This window comes from Actinomadura rugatobispora (genome assembly GCF_055379765.1).
This window is the reverse complement of the sequence record NZ_AP029191.1, coordinates 2,429,124-2,448,537: the sequence shown is the minus strand read 5'-3', so window position 1 is coordinate 2,448,537 and position 19,414 is coordinate 2,429,124. Positions and strand designations below refer to the sequence as shown.

Sequence of the window (19,414 nt, the reverse complement as noted above, 5' to 3'; positions counted from 1 at the left end):
TTTGAGGCGGCTCGTTGCGTCGGCCAGGGCGTGAGGCTTGGGTGTGATCGGCAGCAGGCATATGGCTGCGGCGGCTCGTCTACCGGCCAAGACTCGGGAGGGGTGGGGTGTGTCAGCGAAGCTGCGCGTCTCTGATGCGTCCGCTGGCTCCATGCCCGATGTCGTGGGGCGGTTCCGGTTGGGGCGTCTTAAGGGGCGCAGGCCTGTTGCCTTGGACGGATGGCGGGTGACGACCGGCGATCAGCGTGTTGCCGACAACGTGGCCGCGCTGTTGGGTGGCACGCCGGAGGAGTGGGTTACCGAGGGCGAGGACGACATTGAGGTCCTGACGGACGCCGATGCCGTTGAGGTGATCTTGGATGGCCCCGACGCCATAGCGGCGGACCTCATGCTGTGGGGGATGGATGGGACCATCCTTCACCACTGTGATAGCCAGGCGTTTCTGAGTGGTGACCGTCCCGGGCAGCCGTGCGGGTGCCCTGAGCTGGTGGCAGACCGCAAGGCTGCGGCGAAGTCGGGACGGGGGCCTAAGCCCCGTACGAGGATCACGTTTCGGCTGCTCGGCGCTCCTGGCCTCGGGAAGTTCTGCATGACATCGGGGTCGTGGGATCTGGTTCGCGTGCTGCACGAGTATGCGGACGCCCTTGAGGGTGTTGGCGGGCCTGCTGCATGCGTGCTCAAGCTTGAAACGGTGTCCTTCACCCCTGAGCGTGGGCCGTACAAGGGGCGGGTGATCTCGTACAAGAGGCCGGCCTTGGCGGTTTGTGGTGCGTATGAGCATGGTGCGTCTGGCTAGGCCCGCGCCCGTCGTGGAGTCGTCAGGGCTTGAGGCGGGCCCACACCCACTTGCCTCCGCTGGGATCCCTCGTATAGCCGCAGCTGCTGGCGATCGTCGCGACGATGTTGAGGCCCCAGCCGCCGTTGTCGTCCCAGTGCTCGGGGGAGAGGTCGAGATCGTCGAGCGTGGGCTCGGTCGGCTGGCCGGGTGTCGGGACACGGTCGGACGAGTCCCAGACGGCCACGAGGATCTCTTTGGCCTCCCGGCTGAGCCGGTACGTGATCTGTTGGCCGGGCGTCGCGTTGACCGCATTGTTGATCAATTCGGAAGCGACGAGGAACGTGTCGTCCGAAATGTGAGAGTGGCCCCACTTTATAAGTCGGGCATTTGTAAGCGTTCTGGCCATTCCAGCTGCTGCTGCCGATGCCAGCATGGGAAGGATCAGTTCGTCCGTCTTTGTTGTCACGTCATCCTGCCCCTGACTTTGTTGTCGCTTTCTTGTGGCAAGGATCACGCGGTCGCTCTACTCTCGCCTGTATCAACAGAAGGCGAAAACCTGGAGGGCCCGTGGTGAACGTTCGAGACCCCCTAGACCCCAAGATCTCGATGTGGCACTTCCTCGCCTACTACCTTCGGTTCGTACGCGAGAAAGAAGGGCTGTCCCTCGCTCAGTGGGGGAAGATCATCGGGATGGCGCGATCGAGTGTTTCGAATATCGAAGCCGGGCGCGCCAAGCTCCAGGTGGACTACGCGAGACGTCTGGACGTGAAGTTCGAGACGGGTGGGCTGTTCGAGTTGCTTCTCTGGTACGCCCGCATGGCGCACGATCCGAACTGGTTCCGCCAGTACAGCCAGCACGAGAAGCAAGCGGCCGACATCAAGGTCTACCACGGGCAGGCAGTGCCGCTCCTGCTCCAGACCGACGACTACACCGAGGCTTACGGTCGACTCAGTATGTCCATGGACCGCGAGGCGGTCCTGGCCGGGCGTATCTCCAGGAAGCGGGCCATCCTGGAGCGGGAACACCCGCCCTGCATCTGGGCCCTCCTGGACGAGGCCGCTCTCGCACGTCCGGTCGGTGGCCCAGAGGTCATGGCGGCTCAGCTCCGGCATCTCCTGGAAATGGCGGATCGCTGGAACGTGATCCTGCGGATCATTCCTTTCTTGGCGGGAGAGTACGAGGGAGCCGACGGGTTCTTCCAGCTCATCGGCCTGCCTGACCGGGACATCGCCTACGCGGGCGCCCAGGGAGGCGGACGGCTGATCGAGATGGCAGACGAGGTCAAGTCGTACGTTGATACGTTCGAGCGTATCGGCGCAAAGGCCGAATCTCAGGCGAGGTCACGTGACGTGATCAAGCAGTACTTGGAGAGGTACCCATGACCGTTCAGTGGCGCAAGAGTTCCTACAGCGGCACAGCGAATGACGACGTGTGCGTTGAGCTTGCGCGTCTTCAGCAGGGCGTCGGAATCCGGGACTCCAAGGACCCGGACGGGGATCGGTTCACGGTGAGCGGTGCCGTGTTCGGGGTGCTGGTGGAGAAGATCAAGGCGGGTGGCCTCGACCGGCCGTGACGGCCTCCGTTAGGGTGCGGCGGGCCTCCTGACCTGGCCCGCCGCGCCGGGCCGGTCGGGTGGACGACACAGAACGAAAGGGGTGCGTGGTGAGGCCGACGCTGGCAGCCGATGAGGTGCGGCGCAATCTGACCCAGTACCTCACCACGACGTTCGCGCTGGCGGACGACCAGGTGCGCGAGGGGCTCGAACGGTTCCTCAACCATGACGAGCAGGGCATCTTCCGTGGGCCCTACCTGCGGATCCGGACGCCCTTCCGCAAGGTCGGCGACGACTGGCGCAACCCGCTGGAGTTCATGCCGGACGGCCCGGCGCCCTACCTCCACCAGGCGAAGGCGTTCGAGCGGCTCAGCACCTTCAACAAGGAAGCCCAGCCGACGCTGATCACGACGGGGACCGGGTCGGGCAAGACCGAATCCTTCCTCTACCCCGTCCTGGACCACTGCCGGCGGGAGCGCAAGAAGGGCAAGACCGGGGTCAAGGCCCTCCTTCTCTACCCGATGAACGCGCTGGCGACCGACCAGGCGAAGCGGCTCAGCGACTACCTGTCCCAATCCGGCCTGGGGGAGGTCACCGCCGGGCTCTACATCGGTGACACCCCCGACACCGAGTACCCCAGGGTGCAGACGCGGCGGACGGTGATCCGGCGGGAGCGGCCGGACATCCTCATCACCAACTACAAGATGCTCGACCTGCTACTCCAGCGGGCCGCTGACCTCCCGCTTTGGAAGGACGCCGACCTCGCCTACATCGTGGTGGACGAGTTCCACACCTACGACGGGGCTCAGGGCACGGACGTGGCCATGCTCATCCGGCGCCTGGCGGCGGCAACCGGGCACAGCCGTCCCGGCAGGCCGCTCGGGAAGATCTGCCCGGTCGCGACGAGCGCGACGCTGGGGCAGAGCGGGCCTGGCGCGGCGGCACAGATCCGGGCGGTGGCCGAGACCGTCTTCGGTACCGCGTTCCCCGAGGGCTCGGTGATCGGCGAGGACCGGCTGCCGGTCGACGCATGGATGGGGAGGATCGACTTCGGGCTGCCGATTCCCGAACCCCACGAGCTGGCGGCCCTGCCCGACCCGCACGACGACCCCGGCGCGATGGACCGGATCATGGAGGCGGTCACCGGCACCCGCGCGCTCACGCCGCCCGAACTCGGCGAGAAGCTGCGCGCCCACATCCTCACCCGCGCTCTGCTCGAAGTGCTGGACGGGGAGCCCAAGACCCTTGAGGAGATCCTGGAGGTCCTGCCTCTCAAGGGGGCCTACAGCTGGGGTGACGCCGTCCGCCGGTCGCCCACGCAGGCCGCCGTCGCCCTGTCCCGGTTCGTGGCGCTGCTGTCGGTCGCCACCGAGGTCGCCGACTCCCGCGAGCGTCCCATCCTGCATGTCGAGACGCACCTGTGGATCCGGGCGGTGTCGCGGCTGCTGCGCGCGGTCGGGCCCCGTCCCGGGTTCGGATGGTTCGGCGAGGCGCCCCCGCCGATGGACGCGGAGACCACGCTGGCCGGCGGCGGGCGGGAGATGCTGCCCTCCATCTACTGCCGGCACTGCGGCCGGGCGGGCTGGGCCGCGATCTCCCCGGAACGCGACCCGCAGCAGCTCGACACCGACCCCGCCCGCATCTACCGGGCCGCGATCGCCGAGAAGGGCCGCGTCCGCCCGATGATCACGGCGACGGAGAGTGAGGTCAAGGCTCAGGCCGAGGGCAAGCCGGGCCCGCCCGTGCTGGTCCTGACCGACGGAGGGCACCGGCTCCGCCCGCTCGACCCGTCCAGAGATCTCGGCGAGAACCGCGACACCCGCGATGTCTGTGTGCTCGCCGACATCGCCCACAACAGGACGAGTGTTCGCGCCGCCGAGAACGACCACTGTCCCGCTTGCGGCATGGAGCAGGGCACCCGATTCCTGGGAGCGGGGCTGGCCGCGCTGGCGTCCGTGGCCGTCACCGAGCTGTTCACCGGTGGTCAGCTCGAGGGCCCCCAGCGCAAGACGCTGCTGTTCAACGACGCCGTCCAGGACGCCGCGCACCGGGCCGGGTTCGTCGCCAACCGCTCCTTCGGCTTCTCGCTGCGGCTGCTGCTGGCCCGCGGGCTGGACTCCGAGCGTCCCGTCCCGCTGAACGAGCTGATGGCCGAGGTGGTGAAGGAGGCCAGCGTGCCCGAGTACCTGCCCTCCGTCGTCCCGCCCGACCTGCACGACCGTGACGACGTTGACGCGTTGCTGGCGGGGGAGAGCGAGGGGGCCGCCCGCACCTGGGACCTCATCGGCGAGCGGCTGGCGTTCGCCACCGTCATGGAGTTCGGCCTGCGTTCCCGGCAGGGCCGCACGCTGGAGCTGACCCGCACCGCCGCCGCCGAGGTCCTGCTGGCCGAGCCCGAACGCGTCGGGACGCTCGCCCGTGACCTGTTCCTGGGCACCGCCGCGAGACTCGAGGGCATGCCCGACGAGACCATGTTCATCCGGTATGTGCGAGGCCTGCTGGAACGCATCCGGATGCGCGGCGGGATCAAGCACCACTGGCTCGATCCCTGGATCGAGCAGGCGGGGACCAAACGCTTCCTGACCATCTGGGGACGGCGGCCCGACGGCATGCCCGCCTTTCCCCGGGGACTGCCCGCACCCCGCTTCGTCCTGGACCGGCCCAAGGGACCCAGCGAGTTCGACGGGATTCACGGGACCGCCGGACAACCCTCCTGGTACCAGTACTGGACCGCCCGATGCCTCGGACTGGACGCGGCGGGCGCCACCCACTACCTCAGCCGTGTCCTCGACATGCTTGTAGACGAGGGCGCCCTCGCGCGCCGCACCACAGGGGACGGCACCACGAGGATCTACGGACTGCTGCCCGGCCACATCCAGGTCTGGGGACTGGCCGACCCCCAGGCGCCCGCCGCCGGCGTCCACTGCGTCGTCTGCAACTGGAAGCAGACCGTCCACCCCCTGCGCCTGCACGAATGGGTGGACGCGCCCTGCCCGCGCTACCGCTGCGGCGGGCACCTGGCCGCCAACCAGGACGAGCGGTTCCGGGACGACTACTACCGGCGGCTCTACCAGAAGCGCGCCCCGTTCCGAGTGATCACCGCGGAGCACACCGGCGCCCTCACCCGCCCGCAGCGCGAGAAGGTGGAACGCGCGTTCCGCGAGGGGAACCGTTACAACGACCCCAACGTCCTGGCCTGCACGCCGACGCTGGAGCTGGGCATCGACATCGGCGACCTCTCCGCCGTGGTCATGGCGTCGCTGCCGCCCGCGCCCGCCAACTACGTGCAGCGGGCCGGTCGTGCGGGACGCCAGACCCGCAACGCGCTCCTGCTCACCTTCATCGGCCGCCGGGCGCGCGAACGGTACTACCTGGCCGAACCGCGCGACATGATCGCCGGGGACATCGTCCCGCCCGGCTGCTACCTGTCGGCCATCGAGATCCTGCAACGCCAGTACCTCGCGCACCTGGTCGACCTGGCCGCCCGGGAGAGCACGCTTCCCGGCGTCCTGCCCATGCCCCGGCTCGCCTCCGCCCTCTTCGGCGACTCCGGCTGGTTGACAGGGTTCCGCGCCGCCGCGCTGGAGCACGGCCCCGCCCTGGTCGAGCCGTTTCTCGCCCTGTTCGGCCCCGTCGGCGGCGAGCCCGAGCGCGGCCTCACCGAAGAGGCCGCGCGGCGATTGCGTGCCTTCGCCGCGGAGGGCATCGGGGAGGCCATCGACCGGGCCGCCGCCCTCTGGGACGAGCGCCTCACCGACCTGCGCGGCCGCACCGAGGTGATCGAGGCGGCGATCGGGGCGCTGGTGGAGTCCGACCCCACGCACAACGCCCGTCAGCGTGAACTGCGCGCCGAGCGGGACGCCGTCCGCAGGCGCATCGGGGAGATCGGCCGCGCCGACGCGCACGGCACCATGGTCGAGTTGGGGCTGCTGCCCAACTACTCGCTGATCGACACCCCCACCGCACTGGAAGCCACCCTCACCTGGGAGGAGCGGAACACCGACGCGGACGGGCCGGTCGCGGGCGGCGAGCCGGAAACCGGGCCGGGCCGTCCCGGACGACGCCCTGGGACGCCGCGCGGAGCCGACCGCCGCTACCACAGCGAACTGCGCGAGTACGAGCGCTCCGCCGCCCAGGCGCTCACCGAACTCGCACCGGGCAACTACTTCTACATCCGCGGGTACCGGCACCAGATCACGGGCGTGGACGTCGGGACCCGGCAGCGTCCCACCTACGAGAAATGGCGGATCTGCCAGAAGTGCGGCTACGTCCGCACCCCGCCCGCATCCGATGACACCAGCCGATGCCCGCGCTGCCGCAACCATCTGATCGGTGACAGCAGCGCGCTCCATACCGTGCTGGTCCCGACCAAGGTCACCGCACACGACCGCCGCGACGACGCCCGCATCCGCGATGACCATGACGAACGGCAGCGCCGCTACTACGAGCGCGCCGTGGCCGTGGACATCCCCGGCGAGACCATCGAGCGCCCCGGATCGTGGCGGCACGCGCACCGCGCCTTCGGCATCGACTTCACCCGCCAGGCCAAGATCCGCACCTTCAACCTCGGGCCGCTGCGGATGGACCGTCCCGCGGGGGACCCCTTCGCCGGGGAGCTCAGGCGCATCTCACCGTTCGTCGTCTGCACCGAATGCGGCGGTGCGACGGCCGAGACCGCGCAGGGCGGCGTCCAGCAGGGCTTCGACCCGGCGGGCGGTGGCGCGGGGTCCGCCACCTCCGGGTACGACTTCTCCGAAAGCCACCACCGGCCCTGGTGCCCCCAGCGGCGCGGCGGCGACGCCCCGCAGGAGCGGATGATCCTCGCCCATGAACTCGAGACCGAGGCGCTGCGGATCCTGGTTCCGGTGGCGACGACGATGATCCCCGAGCGCACCGCCACGTTCAAGGCCGCGCTCATGGCCGGCATCGCCCGCAAGTACGGCGGCGACCCCGACCACCTGCGGATCACCCCCGCCACCATGCCCGACCACCTGCACCACAGCGGGCACGAGCGGCGCTTCCTGGTGCTGTACGACACGCTGCCCGGCGGCACCGGCTACCTGCACCGGCTGTCCACCGAGTCCGGGCTGAAGGAGGTCCTGGAACACGCCCGGGACGTCGTCGGGAACTGCGTGTGCGCCGGCGACGACACCAAGAGCGCCTGCCACCGCTGCCTGCTCGCCCACGCCGCCGACGACGAGTTCGACATCGTCGACCGGGGCCTGGCGGAGGAGATGCTGGACGACCTGCTGGACGGCTGGGAGTCCGCCGAGGTCGCCAGCACCGACGACATCTCACTGTGGGACCAGGTCGAAAGCGAACTGGAGGCGCGGTTCGTCGCCGGGCTGCGCACGTGGGCCGCCGAGCCCGGGGCCGGGCGCGCGCTCGGCCCGGCCGGGCGGATCAACGACCGCCGCACGGCCGACCTGCGCGTCACCGGCCGCGACGGAACCGTCGTGCACTGGCAGGTGATCCTGCAGAGCGCCATCAAGGGCACCCGGCCCGACGTGATCTTCCGGCGCCTGGACGCCGCGCCGCTGGAGGTCGCCGTCTACCTCGACGGGTATGAGTACCACGCGTCCCAGCGGCACAACCGGCTCGCCGACGACGCCGCCAAACGCGCCCGGCTGCGCGCGCACGGACGGGTGGTCCTCCAGCTCACCTGGGACGACATCCGCCATTGGGAGACGGGCGAGGAAGCCGCCGACCCCGTCTGGCACCCCTACGGTGGCGTCGCGCAGGATCGGGCGCGGCAGACGTACCGGCAGGCGGGCCTGGATCCCGCCGAGCTGCCCGACCTGATCTGGACCAGCCCCATCAACACCCTGCTCGCCTTCCTGGCCGATCCAGATCAGGAGCGCTGGCTGCGGCGTGCGGAGGCCGCCGTGGCCGGCGCCGCCAAGGGAGCGTCGTGGTTCACACTCTGCCCCTCCGATCGCGTCCCCGAACTGGCGGCAGCCGTGTTGCGGGGGCAGACCCCTCCGGCCGTGCGCCAGGGTGACGTGATGCTGTTCCGCGCCGAGGACGCTTCCCAGTGCCCGGTCGTCGGGCTGGCCACCGCCGCGGGCGTATGGAGCGGGTTCACCCTCGTCGACGACCGTCCCGAAACGGTGCACGACGACGACCAGGCGCACAGGCGCCGCTGGAAAGCCTGGCTGTATTGGGGGAACCTGCTCCAGTTCCTCTCCCATGGGAGAGGCGAGGGCGGGCAAATCGCCGCGACCGCACTGGACACCTTCGACACCGGAGCCCTCGCCGCCGCCGGCGGCCACGGTCTGTTCAGTGAGCTGAGCCTGCTGGACCTCGACCCGGACGACACGGCAGGCGGCCTGGCCACCCAGCCGGGCGGCGAACCGGACGAGAACGAGTCGGCCGAGGACGCGGCCGCGGCCGCGGCCGCGGAGCCCGCCGCCGAGCCCGTCCCGCGCGGCGCCGGAGAACCCATGGAGCCGCCGCCTGGCTCGGCGTGGGCGGAGGTGCTCGACCTGCTCGACCCCGACGAACCGGGGCTCGCCGAACTGGCACGCGGCCTCATGGAACGCGGCCTGCCAGTGCCCGAAATCGGCTACGAACTGGGCGAGAACGCCTGGCAGGCTGAGCTGGCCTGGCCGGACCGCAAGGTGGGAGTCGTGCTGGCGGGCAACGACCAGGAGGCCACCCAGCGGTACCAGGCGTACATGCGCGCGAACTGGGAGGTTCGCACCGCCCGCTGGTGGACCGTGGACGAACTTGACGAGCGGATCAGGGGAGAGGACACGTGAGCGAGCGTGCGAGCGGACCGATGAGCACAGCAGTCTTGCTCGCGGCGCCGACGAAGGAGGTCGCGTGAGCGGGGCGACGCTGCGGCTGCTGCAGGAGGCGGACGACGAGATCCGGAAACTTCCCAGAATCGTCAAAGGCGCGATCTACGACTTCCAGCACAAGTTCCGGGAGAACCCTGACGCCCCCGGTTTGCGCCTCAAGCAGCTCAAGGGCGGCGGCCCCCGGCTGTTCTCCGCGCGGGTCAACGCCGAGTACCGGGCGCTGCTGCTGCACATCGATCGGCGCAACTACGTCCTGGTCGCCGTTCGGCACCGCAAGGACGTCTACGAGAATCTCGACCGCTACCGGTACCAGATCAACGAGGTCACCGGTGCGATCGAGTTCATGGACATGGTGTCGGTGCGGGCGGGTGCCTCGTCCCCGGCGCCGGAACCCGCGCCGTCACCGGAGCCGCTGTTCGCCGCCCACGGGCAGGAGCGGCTGCGTGAACTCGGTGTCGCCGAGCCGCTGCTCCCGCTCGTCCAGAAGATCACCACGGAGGAGGAGCTGCTCGGCCTCATCGAGTACGCGCCCGCGCACACCCGCGAGGTGCTGTTCGCGCTGTACGAAGGCAAGACCTTCGACGAGGTCTACGACCAGGTCACCGCCCCGGTCGCCGCGCCGGCCGAGGAGTCGATCGATACCACGGACTACGTGACCGCGCTGGCCCGCCCCGCCACCCGCGTCACAACGGAGGACGTCGCGCTCCGCCCTGTCCTCGACGGTGCCTTCGACCGCTGGAAGGTCTTCCTGCATCCCACCCAGCGGCGGCTCGTCGGACGCGACTACTCCGGCGCCACCCGGGTCAGCGGCGGTCCCGGCACCGGCAAGACCATCGTCGCGCTGCACCGGGTGAAGTACCTGGTGGACCGGCTTCAGCCCGGTGATGACAAGGCCGTGCTGCTCACCACGTTCAACAAGAATCTGGCAGCCGACCTGGAGAAACGGCTGAAGGAGCTGGGCGGGGAAGAGCTGGCCGCCCGGGTCCGGGTGGTCAACATCGACAAGCTGGCCACCGAGATCGTCAGCAAGGCCGAGCCGGGCGGGCGCCGCCGCTGGATCGACGACGGACGCGCCATTCAAGAATGGCGCGACATGCTGACCGAACTCGGCCACATGACCTGGGACGCCGATTTCCTGCACGCGGAATGGACCCAGGTGATCCTCGGTCAGGCGATCAACTCGCGCACCGCCTACTTCCGTGCCCGCCGCGCCGGACGCGGCCGCAACATCGGCCGCGCGCAACGTGACGAGATCTGGAAGCTGGTCGAGAAGTTCAGCATGCGGTTGGACGAGAAGAACCTGTGGACCTACCGGCAGGTCGCCGAGCGTGCCGCCCGACTGGAGATGGCCCGCGCCGAGCGGATTCGGGAGCACGCCGCGCAGGAGATGAACATCCACGCACAGGACGCCTCGATCGCCCTGAAGAAGCCCCGCTATCAGCATGCCGTCGTCGACGAGGCGCAGGACCTGGGCGCCGCGCACTGGAAGATGCTGCGGGCCATGGTCCCCGAGGGCCCGAATGATCTGTTCATCGTGGGCGACACGCATCAGCGCATCTACGAGAACTACGTCTCTCTCGGCAGCCTCGGCATCAACATCCGGGGGCGCTCGTCCCGGCTGACGCTCAGCTACCGCACCACCCACGAGATCCTCGGATCCGCGCTCGGCCTGCTCGGCGAGCAGTCCTGGGACGACCTCGATGACGGCACGGACGACCTGGACGGCTACAGGTCGCTCCTGCGTGGCCCGCTACCCGTCCTGCGGTCCGCCGCGTCCTGGGAGGCGGAACTGGACCTCATCGCCGAGCAGGTCGCCGAGTGGAACGACGGGCCGGGTGCTTCGATCGCCATCAGCGTCCCGGAACGGCACATGGTCGCCGACGTGGAGTCCAAGCTGGGCAGGGCGGGCGTCCTCGCCGCCGCCATCGGCCCGGACGGCCCCAAGAAGGACGACGTCGTGCACGTCGGCACGATGCACCGCTTCAAGGGCTTGGAGTACCAGCACATGATCATCGCAGGAGTGGCGGACGGGCTCGTCCCCCAAAGCTACGTCCGCCAGTACGAGACCACCGACCGTGTCCGGTACCGCAGAGAGATACAGCGCGCCCGCTCCCTGCTCTTCGTGGCCGCCACCCGCGCCCGGGATTCTCTGGTTATCACGTGGCACGGCACCCCCAGCCCGTTCCTCCCCGCGCCCGGCACGTAGCCGGCTCTTCGCTGGTCTGCCCTGCCTCAAGGTCACTCTGGGGGGCCGGCCCTGGTGGGACAGTTCTTTCGAGCAACGCTGGAACCTCGTCCGGCACGCTCAAGTAGGTCGTTTCGACCCCATCGGGATACTGAGCGACGAAGACCGGCAATACTTGACCGCTCTCGCCGTTGACGGCCTGCAGGACCAGGCGACCTCATCGTCGTCCCGCATGCCGTTGTCGCCGCCTCGGCGACGTTCTGGGCCGACCCCGAGTGGAGCGACGTGCCGCCCCAGGGCGTCGAACTCCTCCAAGGCGCCGCCGGGGCAACCCGCACATGCTCGTCTCGGAACCCGGGACGTGCCGCTGGACCGCCAAGGATTTCGACCGCGAGACCCTGGCGATCGGCGTCTTCGAGGCCAAGGCCGTCGTCTACCTGATGCACCCGAGCACGGCGCCTCCGGGTGCGGGCTCGGCACCTGCGTCGTCCGGCGGCGGCGCGAGCACGAGAGCGGCCGCTCCCCTGGTCGCCGACCGGCAGCCTGGTGGCCGGCTGATCGTCCGTTTCAGGCCGTCTGTGGATATTCGCGTTGATCCCTGATCGGGCGGGGCCCAAGATACTGCTGTGACGAAGTGGCAGAGGGCGACGGGCGTCGCCGTGACGGTGTCGGGTGCGCTGTGCTTGAGCGCGTGCGGCGGCGGGACGACACCAACTTCGCGTGCGGCGGGGTCGCCGTCCGCGACGCCGGTATCGATGGAGCAGTACCGCGCCACGCTGAAGAGCGCCGTCGATCCGCTGGAGACCGAGCTGGCAGACTTGGCGAAGGCCAAGGCGTACAAGGGCTTGCAGGGTCGCGTCAACGACGTCAAGGCCGCCGTGACCCAGGCCGCCGCCAAGCTCCGTCCGGTCACCCCGCCTGCCGAGGCCGCCCGGGAGCACACAGGCCTCGTCAGTGCCCTCGAGCGGTTCGAGAGCGTGGTCGGCGGCCTGGGCGGCGAGGTCGGCTCGCGGAACCTGTGCACCGGGGCGGCGGTCCGGGCCAAGATCGGCGACGCGGACGGCACGGGCGCGCTCCGCTCCGCCATGGCGGCGGTGCAGGCCAAGGTGCCGGGCGGGCGGCGGACGCTCACGCTGCCGTCCGCCGGCCAGAAGCCGGGGTCGCGCCCGTCCAACGGGGCGCTCATCCGGTCGGGCGGCGGCGGTGGCAGCGGGCGGCTCACCATCGACAACAGCGGCGGCTCGGACGACGCGCTGGTGACGCTCGGCAAGGGAAGCAAGCCGATGCTGTCGGTCTTCGTCCGGCAGGGTAAGAAGCACACGGTCAACGGTGTGCCGGACGGCGCGTACACGGTGTTCTTCACCGGCGGCACCAACTGGGACGGCGCGGCCAAGGCGTTCGGCCGCGAGTGCGCCTTCCAGAAGTTCGAGGATCCGCTCGACTACACCACCACCCGGACAGCCACCCAGATCCGGTACAGCACATGGAGGATCACCCTTCAGGAGGTCGTCGGCGGGAACGCGCGCACCTCGGACGTGGATCCCGACGACTTCCCCGAGTGACGGTCACGAGATCGCGTCGCTGTAGGGTCCGGCGGGCTCAGCCTCGCACCACGCCGTCACAGCCGACGAGTTCGCAACCGTGAGGACTTCGCTCGATCTGTTGGTCGCTTGCGTCGGGGACGTGGCAGGAACTGCGCGCCGGGTGGCGGGAGTTCACCGCGCACCGCGGGTGTGGATCCTCACTCTCCAGTTCACCGCGGTTCCCGGGCCTGGGGCGTCATCACCGCTGTCGAGGCCGTGGGCGCGTTCCTCGGTGCCGTGATCGCGGCCCGGCAGACTGCTGCCGTCGCTGCGTTGGCCCTCGCCTGCGTGCGGGCGACGATCGGGCCGGTTCCCCGACTGGTCCGGGATGAAGAGGAACAGGGCGTCCCGGCCGAGAGCAGCGGTGTGCGGGGGGCCGTTTCGGCGGCGCATGAGGCCGGGAAACGGCCGCCGATATGGCCATTGGGGGCGCGGGTGTCACGGCGAGCGAACATGGAGCAGCGTGGGTGGGCCAAAAAGGGCCCATAAAGACTGATGGGCATTCGCGATACTGCTGCGAATGCCCAAGCCGTGGCGGGTGCGCCGTCAGGGACTTGAACCCCGAACCCGCGGATTAAGAGTCCGCTGCTCTGCCAATTGAGCTAACGGCGCCTGTCGGTGTGGAGGGGGGTGGTGCGTCCCCTCCTGGCGACAGGAAGAAGGTTAGCAGGACGCGCGGACCAGTGCGAATCGATTAGTCCTGGGCCGGGAGGACGCTCATCATGCCTCGCCAGAGGGCGATGGCGGTGGCTCGGGAGCCGACGCCCAGCTTGGAGTAGATGCGGTTGACGTGGTTCTTGACGGTCTTCTCGCTGAGGAAGAGCTGGCGGGCGATCTCGCCGTTGGAGCGGCCGGTGGCGATCAGGTCCATGACCTCGGCCTCGCGGGCGGACAGGCCCAGGGTGAGGCGGCTGGCGGCGCGGAGGCCGCGGATCAGGTCGGGGACGGTGAAGGAGCCGGGGACGAGGTGGCCGCAGGCGCCGGCGCGGAGGGCGGGTTCGGCGGCGTCCCGGTCGGGGGCCAGGACGAAGACCCGGGAGGCTCGGCTCAGGGGGGCGGTGTGGTGGGTCGCGTGGGGGGTCAGGAGGACGACGTCGGGCCGCAGGCGTTCGGCCAGGGCGATCGCGTCATCGGAGGTCTCGGCGACGACCTCCAGTTCGGTGCTTCCGTTCAGGAGGGAGACCACGTCGGCGCGGGCGCGGGGGTCCTTGTCCACTACGAGAACGCGCAGGGGGGCCGTTTCGTCGACACTCATCCCGGCTCCGGTGGGGTGTCAGTGGCGGGTTATTGCGTCGGAGCATAACCGGCCGATCTTCAGGAGTCGACGAGCTTGCCTGACAGCTCGGTGGCGTAGAAGTCGAAGAAGCCGTCGACGTCGGGGCCCGCGTTCATGAGGGTGAGATGGTCGAAGCCCGCGTCGGTGAACTGGCGGACGACCTCCGCGTGGCGGTCGGGGTCGGGGCCGCAGCCGAAGGCGCGGCGCATGTCGTCCTCGGTGATGGACGCGGTGGCGGCCTCGAAGTTGATCGGGTTGGGGAGTTCGGACTGGACCTTCCAGCCGGTCAGGCCGAAGCGCATCAGGCGGTGCGCGGACGCGGCGGCGGTGGCCTCGTCCTTGGCGTAGGCGAGGGGGACCTCGCAGTAGCGGGGGCCGGTGCCGCCCGCCCCGGTGTACGCGGCGATCACGTCGGCGTCGGCCTCGGTGGCGAAGAGGCCGTCGCCGAGGGACGCGGCGATCTCGGCGGCGCGGTCGCCCGAGGCGGCGACGGCGATGGGCGGGAGCTCGGACGGCAGGTCGAACACGCGGGCGTCGTCCAGGACGAGGTGCTTGCCCTCGTAGGAGTGGTATCCGCCCGACCAGAGCAGGCGGATGATCTCCAGGGCCTCGCGGAGCATCGCGTGCCGGACGGTGACCGACGGCCAGGGGGCGCCGGTGACGTGTTCGTTGAGGCGCTCGCCGGACCCGACGCCGAGGGTGAAGCGGTGGTCGGACAGGATCGCGGTGGTGGCCGCCGCCTGCGCGATGATCGCCGGGTGGTAGCGGATGAACGGGCAGGTCACGCCGGTGGCCAGCCCGATCCGTTCGGTGCTCGCGGCGGCCGCGGCGAGCATCGACCAGACGAAGCCGCTGTGCCCGTGGCTGTAGAGCCAGGGATGGTAGTGGTCGCTGATCTCGACGAAGTCGAAGCCGGCCCGCTCGGCCTGCCGGGCCTGCCGCACGATCTCCTTGGGGTCGTACGCCTCGGCGAAGAGCTTGTAGCCGATCTTCACGGATGCCTCCCGGTGACGGTGCGTAGTGGGGAGGTCTGCCCGTGAGCGGTTCGGTTACACGTAAGGGCCCGGTCGCCGTTTACCGGCGGCCGGGCCCTTGTGCGTGGGGTGAGTGACGGGATTCGAACCCGCGACATCCAGGACCACAACCTGGTGCTCTGCCGACTGAGCTACACCCACCGTGGCCGGGACGCGACCCGGCTTCAAAGAGTGTAGCGGTTCCGGGAGGGTGGTTGGCCACCCGGTTTTTCAAGCGTCGCCCACGATCTGGGCGGCGAGGGACCGCGCGGTCTCCGAGTCGGGGCCCGGATGCGGGACGAAGATCGCAGAACGGTAGTACCGCAGTTCCTGGATGCTTTCGGTGATGTCGGCGAGGGCGCGGTGGCCGCCCTTCTTCTCCGGGCTGGCGAAGTAGACCCGCGGGTACCAGCGGCGGGCGAGCTCCTTGATGCTGGAGACGTCGACCATGCGGTAGTGCAGGTGGGCGTCCAGCGCGGGCATGTCGCGGGCCAGGAACGAGCGGTCGGTGGCGATGGAGTTGCCGCACAGGGGGGCCTTCTTGGCGTCCTTGACGTGCGTGCGGACGTAGCGCAGCACGGTCTCCTCGGCCTCGGCCAGGGTGACGCCGCCGGGCAGGACGTCCAGGAGCCCGGAGGAGGTGTGCATGTCGCGGACGACCTTGGACATCTGGGTGACCGCCTCCTGCGGCGGTTTGATCACCACGTCGACGCCCGCGTCCAGAATGTTGAGCTCGCTGTCCGTCACCAGTGCCGCAATCTCGATCAGCGCGTCGTCGCGCAGGTCGAGTCCCGTCATTTCGCAGTCGATCCAGACCAGCCGCTCGTTCATGGGTCAACCCTACGACCAGGAATGACCGCGCGGGTCATCGAGTATTGATCGACTTTACCCGGTGAGGTGGGGCGGGACGGGGATTCCGGGGCGGAGCGCGGGGTCGGGGACGGGGTCGCCGAAGACCTGCCGGACGGGGAGGACGCCCGCCCAGACGTCCAGGGCGTGGTCCTCGGCGTCGTCCGAGGGAGGGCCCTGGCGTACCTTGACGGACGCTTCCCGCAGGGAGAGGGCGAGGACGGTGGTGGCGGCCAGTTCCTTGGGGGTGGGGCGGCGGGCCAGGTCCCACTGGCCGGGGGCGAGGCTTTCGGTGATGGCGCGGAGGCCCTCGAGCTTCTCGTCGTCGCCGATGAGGCGGTGGGGCGTGCCGTAGATGACGGCGCTCCGGTAGTTCACCGAGTGGTGGAACAGGGAGCGGGCGAGCACGATGCCGTCGAGGTGGGTCACCGTGACGCAGATGTCCTGGGACGGCCCCGCGAGGAGGCTGCTGGCCCCGGTGGAGCCGTGGAGGTACAGGGTGTCGCCCGAGCGGCCGTATCCGGTGGGGATGACCCTGGGGGAGCCGTCGACGACCACGCCGAGGTGGCAGATCCGCGCCTCGTCGAGGATCTCGTAGAGCGCGGAGCGGTCGGTACGGGAGCGTTCGTTCCTGTACCGGCCGAGGCGGGTGCGGTCTGTCGACGACAAGGGTGTGCTGCTCATGGGTTCTACGCTAGGAAAGAAGTGGCATGGCATGAAGGGCCACTTGGCGCCGATACGTGGAGACCACTTTGACCTTCGACCTGCCGTTGTCGGTGGAGCGGGCCTCTGGCGAGCCTCTGAACGAGCAGCTGGCGGTGCAGTTGCGGGCCGCGATGCGCGAGGGACGGCTCCTGGCGGGGGAACGGCTGCCTTCCAGTAGGGCGCTGGCCGGGTTGCTCGGGGTGAGCCGGACGGTGGTCATGGAGGCCTACGGGCAGTTGTACGCCGAGGGCTGGCTGGAGGGCAGGCACGGGTCGGGGACGTTCGTCGCCGACATCGCGCCGCCTAGCCCTGTGCGGCCTTTGCCTGAGGCGAGCGTGCGTGGTGAGGAGGACGGGCCGCGGATCGATCTGAGGCCGGGGATCGCCTGGGTCGGGGCATTGGACACGCCGGCGTGGCGTCGTGCCTGGAGGCAGGCGGCGGCGGTGACCACGCCCCTCAAGTGGGAGCCGTGGGGGCTGCACGGTCTGCGCGTTGCCCTGTCGGACTACGTGCGCCGCAGCCGAGGCGTGGCGTGCACCGCCGAACGGCTTCTGGTCACCAGAGGTGCCACGAACGGGCTGGACCTGCTCGCGGCCACTGTTCTGGGCCCCGGGGACAGAGTGGGTGTGGAGGAGCCGGGCTATGTCAAGGCTCGCCAGGTGCTGCAGGCGCGAGGCATGGAAGTGGTGCCGTGCCCGGTGGACGGGCAGGGGCTGGTCGTGGACGGGCTCCCCGAGGACCTGAAACTGGTCTACACGACGCCGTCCCACCAGTACCCCTTGGGAGGGGTGCTTCCCGTGCCGCGCCGCCAGGCTCTGCTGGGCTGGGCCCGGCGCACGGGCGCCTTGGTCGTTGAGGACGACTACGACGGGGAGTTCCGGTACGACGTCGCACCGCTCCCCGCCCTCTACGGCCTCGATCCCGAGGTGGTCGTCTATCTCGGTACCTCGTCCAAGATCCTGACGTCGAACATGGGGGTCGGCTGGCTGGTGGCCCGTCCCGACCTCGTCGAGGCCGTCGCGCGTCGCAGGGAGGAGCTCAGCGACCGTACGGCCGTCGGTCCTCAGGAGGCGCTCCGCGTCCTGCTCGAACGCGGAGACCTGGAGCGGTATGTAAGGCGCATGCGTGCCGAGTACGCGCGCCGCCGGGCGGAGGTGACGCGGGCATTGGAGGGCATGCCGTTGCGCGGGGACACCGCCGGCCTCCATCTGGTGGTGGAGATGCCGGCGGCGGTGACCAGGAAAGTGGTGCGCGAGGCGTACCGGCAAGGGGTGCTGCTGGACGACCTCGAACGCCACTACGCCCAGGCCCGGGGTGTGTCCGGGCTGGTGGTCGGTTATGGAGCGGCGGCGAGCACGGGTGAGCTCAGGACCGCATGCTCGCTGGTTCGGGAACTGGCGTTCCGGTTGATGGAGGGGGTGCGGGTATAGGGGCCGCCGCGCCGTCCGAGGGAGACGGGGCCGAGGTCGCCAGCGGTGCGGAGATCCGGCGCGGTGGGGGTGTGCTCCTGGGGTAGAGGGGCACGGCCTTGGTGTCCTCTGGTTTCGCCTGGGGCACGCTCGCGGGCTCCACGGGATCGGTGATGTTTCCCAGGGGGTCCAGGGGATAGTGCTGGGCGACGGACACCACCGCTCCCAGAGGGGCGGCCCTCCGCGGTAGTGGGACGGCCACGCAACTTCCGTTCGTCCCGGCCGAGCCCTCCGCCGAGCCCCCTGCGGTGCCCCCCGTGACGGATCCGGCGACGGCGGGGACTGCGCCGGCGGGTACGGGTTCAGGGGTGTCCTGCGGGGGCACAAAGTCTGGAGAGTCCCGCATGGGTACCGGCCGCGGTGCGTCCCCCACCGGCGGTGCCTCCCCAACCGGCACGGGCCGGGGCTCCTGCTGTGCCGGGATCGGACGCTGCCTCGGGAGCGCGGTGACCGGGGTGTCGGGGCCGGTGACGCGCCGGATGTCGATGCCGCCGGGGTCGGGCCGGTGCAGTCCGGGCACCTGGGACGCGCCGAAGTGGCCGCCGCGCGCCCAGTCCCGGCGGCCCCGCTGGGAGTGGTACGACTGCGGCGACGGCAGCGGCGGACCGGCCGGCCAGCGCCGGACGACCCCCCACGCGTCCAGCCAGCCCATGATCGTGTCGAGGCCGTGCAGCAGCGTGCCCGTGAACGGGTCGCGGGCATGGCCCACCACCATCACCTGCACGCACACCCGGCCCTCGTGGCCGACCGTGCCCTCCAGCAGCCCGCCGGCACGGGTCACCGGGACCAGTTGGATGATCTCCCCCGAGCACGGGTTCCATACCAGGTGCGCCGGCGTCTCCTCGCGGAGCAGGTCGGCGGCGACGGAGCGGGCCGAGACCACGCGGGGGTCGGACTCGCTGCTGAACCAGACGACGCGCGGCGCACCCCCTCGCAAGGCTCCACCGTCCTGTTTCACGGGCATGCGGCCTACTCTCGGCAGCCATGCGTCTGCCACGGTGTGTCCCCCCCAATCGGGCGGTCTGGCCCCGAATGGTGTAGTTGCTCGTTCTAGTCCTCGTTCGTAGCCCAGCCGGACTTATAAGTCCAGCCTGCCGCCCGTGGGCTGTTTCGACGGACGACAGGGGGGCTGTCCAGTGGGTCCCATTTTGATCGACTATGGGGGCCGCTGCGTACCCTCCGGGCATGGTGAATTACCCT

At 70.0% G+C, this 19,414-nt stretch carries 13 protein-coding genes and 2 tRNA genes; 8 read left to right on the top strand and 7 right to left on the bottom strand.

Annotated elements, in window-relative coordinates; translation table 11 throughout:
• The first annotated feature begins 61 nt into the window (after positions 1–61).
• Positions 62–796: a recombination directionality factor gene (locus ACZ466_RS10315; protein WP_464044013.1), complete on the top strand. Its 735-nt coding sequence runs from the start codon at positions 62–64 to the stop codon at positions 794–796.
• A 22-nt stretch (positions 797–818) separates the two neighbouring features.
• Here ACZ466_RS10315 and ACZ466_RS10310 read toward each other — a convergent pair whose 3' ends face one another.
• The gene (locus ACZ466_RS10310; protein WP_378286943.1) at positions 819–1,292 is read right to left on the bottom strand and encodes an ATP-binding protein; all 474 of its coding nucleotides are present in this window, start codon (positions 1,290–1,292) and stop codon (positions 819–821) included.
• A 56-nt stretch (positions 1,293–1,348) separates the two neighbouring features.
• On the opposite strand from ACZ466_RS10310, the gene ACZ466_RS10305 reads away from it, so the two are divergent.
• From ACZ466_RS10305 to ACZ466_RS10280, 6 genes are all read left to right on the top strand, one after another.
• Positions 1,349–2,161, top strand: coding sequence for a helix-turn-helix domain-containing protein (locus tag ACZ466_RS10305; RefSeq protein WP_378286944.1), 813 nt, complete (start codon positions 1,349–1,351; stop codon positions 2,159–2,161).
• The gene (locus ACZ466_RS10300; RefSeq protein ID WP_378286946.1) at positions 2,158–2,352 is read left to right on the top strand and encodes a DUF397 domain-containing protein; all 195 of its coding nucleotides are present in this window, start codon (positions 2,158–2,160) and stop codon (positions 2,350–2,352) included. Before ACZ466_RS10305 ends, ACZ466_RS10300 begins: the two co-directional genes overlap by 4 nt.
• Before the next feature lie 89 nt (positions 2,353–2,441).
• Positions 2,442–9,092 carry a DEAD/DEAH box helicase gene (locus ACZ466_RS10295; protein ID WP_378286947.1) on the top strand — a complete coding sequence of 2,217 codons (6,651 nt, stop codon included), beginning with the start codon at positions 2,442–2,444 and terminating at the stop codon, positions 9,090–9,092.
• Between the two features lie 64 nt (positions 9,093–9,156).
• Positions 9,157–11,340: a UvrD-helicase domain-containing protein gene (locus ACZ466_RS10290; protein WP_378286948.1), complete on the top strand. Its 2,184-nt coding sequence runs from the start codon at positions 9,157–9,159 to the stop codon at positions 11,338–11,340.
• 317 nt (positions 11,341–11,657) lie between these two features.
• Positions 11,658–11,921, top strand: a complete 264-nt coding sequence (locus tag ACZ466_RS10285) for a hypothetical protein (protein WP_378286949.1) — start codon at positions 11,658–11,660, stop codon at positions 11,919–11,921.
• 153 nt (positions 11,922–12,074) lie between these two features.
• The gene (locus tag ACZ466_RS10280) at positions 12,075–12,881 is read left to right on the top strand and encodes a hypothetical protein (RefSeq protein WP_464043287.1); all 807 of its coding nucleotides are present in this window, start codon (positions 12,075–12,077) and stop codon (positions 12,879–12,881) included.
• 560 nt (positions 12,882–13,441) lie between these two features.
• Here the strand turns inward: ACZ466_RS10280 and ACZ466_RS10275 are convergent.
• The 6 genes from ACZ466_RS10275 to ACZ466_RS10250 form a co-directional block, all read right to left on the bottom strand.
• A tRNA-Lys gene (locus ACZ466_RS10275) sits at positions 13,442–13,514 on the bottom strand.
• An 82-nt stretch (positions 13,515–13,596) separates the two neighbouring features.
• Positions 13,597–14,157, bottom strand: coding sequence for a response regulator transcription factor (locus ACZ466_RS10270; RefSeq protein ID WP_378286951.1), 561 nt, complete (start codon positions 14,155–14,157; stop codon positions 13,597–13,599).
• A gap of 59 nt (positions 14,158–14,216) precedes the next feature.
• Positions 14,217–15,173: a TIGR03557 family F420-dependent LLM class oxidoreductase gene (locus ACZ466_RS10265; protein WP_378286952.1), complete on the bottom strand. Its 957-nt coding sequence runs from the start codon at positions 15,171–15,173 to the stop codon at positions 14,217–14,219.
• A 104-nt stretch (positions 15,174–15,277) separates the two neighbouring features.
• Positions 15,278–15,353, bottom strand: a tRNA-His gene (locus tag ACZ466_RS10260).
• A gap of 69 nt (positions 15,354–15,422) precedes the next feature.
• Complete coding sequence (gene orn / locus ACZ466_RS10255) at positions 15,423–16,022, bottom strand: oligoribonuclease (RefSeq protein WP_378286953.1); 600 nt, start codon at positions 16,020–16,022, stop codon at positions 15,423–15,425.
• Between the two features lie 54 nt (positions 16,023–16,076).
• Positions 16,077–16,724: a pyridoxamine 5'-phosphate oxidase family protein gene (locus ACZ466_RS10250; RefSeq protein ID WP_378286954.1), complete on the bottom strand. Its 648-nt coding sequence runs from the start codon at positions 16,722–16,724 to the stop codon at positions 16,077–16,079.
• Between the two features lie 68 nt (positions 16,725–16,792).
• Between ACZ466_RS10250 and pdxR the strand changes: the two genes are divergently transcribed.
• Complete coding sequence (gene pdxR / locus ACZ466_RS10245; RefSeq protein WP_378286955.1) at positions 16,793–18,175, top strand: MocR-like pyridoxine biosynthesis transcription factor PdxR; 1,383 nt, start codon at positions 16,793–16,795, stop codon at positions 18,173–18,175.
• Positions 18,176–19,414: the final 1,239 nt, after the last annotated feature.

Bases quoted from the DNA above. Each gene is read 5' to 3' on its own strand.
- ACZ466_RS10315 (WP_464044013.1), top strand. From the start codon at position 62: ATGGCTGCGGCGGCTCGTCTACCGGCCAAGACTCGGGAGGGGTGGGGT.
- ACZ466_RS10300 (WP_378286946.1), top strand. From the start codon at position 2,158: ATGACCGTTCAGTGGCGCAAGAGTTCCTACAGCGGCACAGCGAATGAC.
- ACZ466_RS10285 (WP_378286949.1), top strand. From the start codon at position 11,658: ATGCTCGTCTCGGAACCCGGGACGTGCCGCTGGACCGCCAAGGATTTC.
- ACZ466_RS10280 (WP_464043287.1), top strand. From the start codon at position 12,075: ATGGAGCAGTACCGCGCCACGCTGAAGAGCGCCGTCGATCCGCTGGAG.
- ACZ466_RS10270 (WP_378286951.1), bottom strand. From the start codon at position 14,157: ATGAGTGTCGACGAAACGGCCCCCCTGCGCGTTCTCGTAGTGGACAAG.
- orn (WP_378286953.1), bottom strand. From the start codon at position 16,022: ATGAACGAGCGGCTGGTCTGGATCGACTGCGAAATGACGGGACTCGAC.
- ACZ466_RS10250 (WP_378286954.1), bottom strand. From the start codon at position 16,724: ATGAGCAGCACACCCTTGTCGTCGACAGACCGCACCCGCCTCGGCCGG.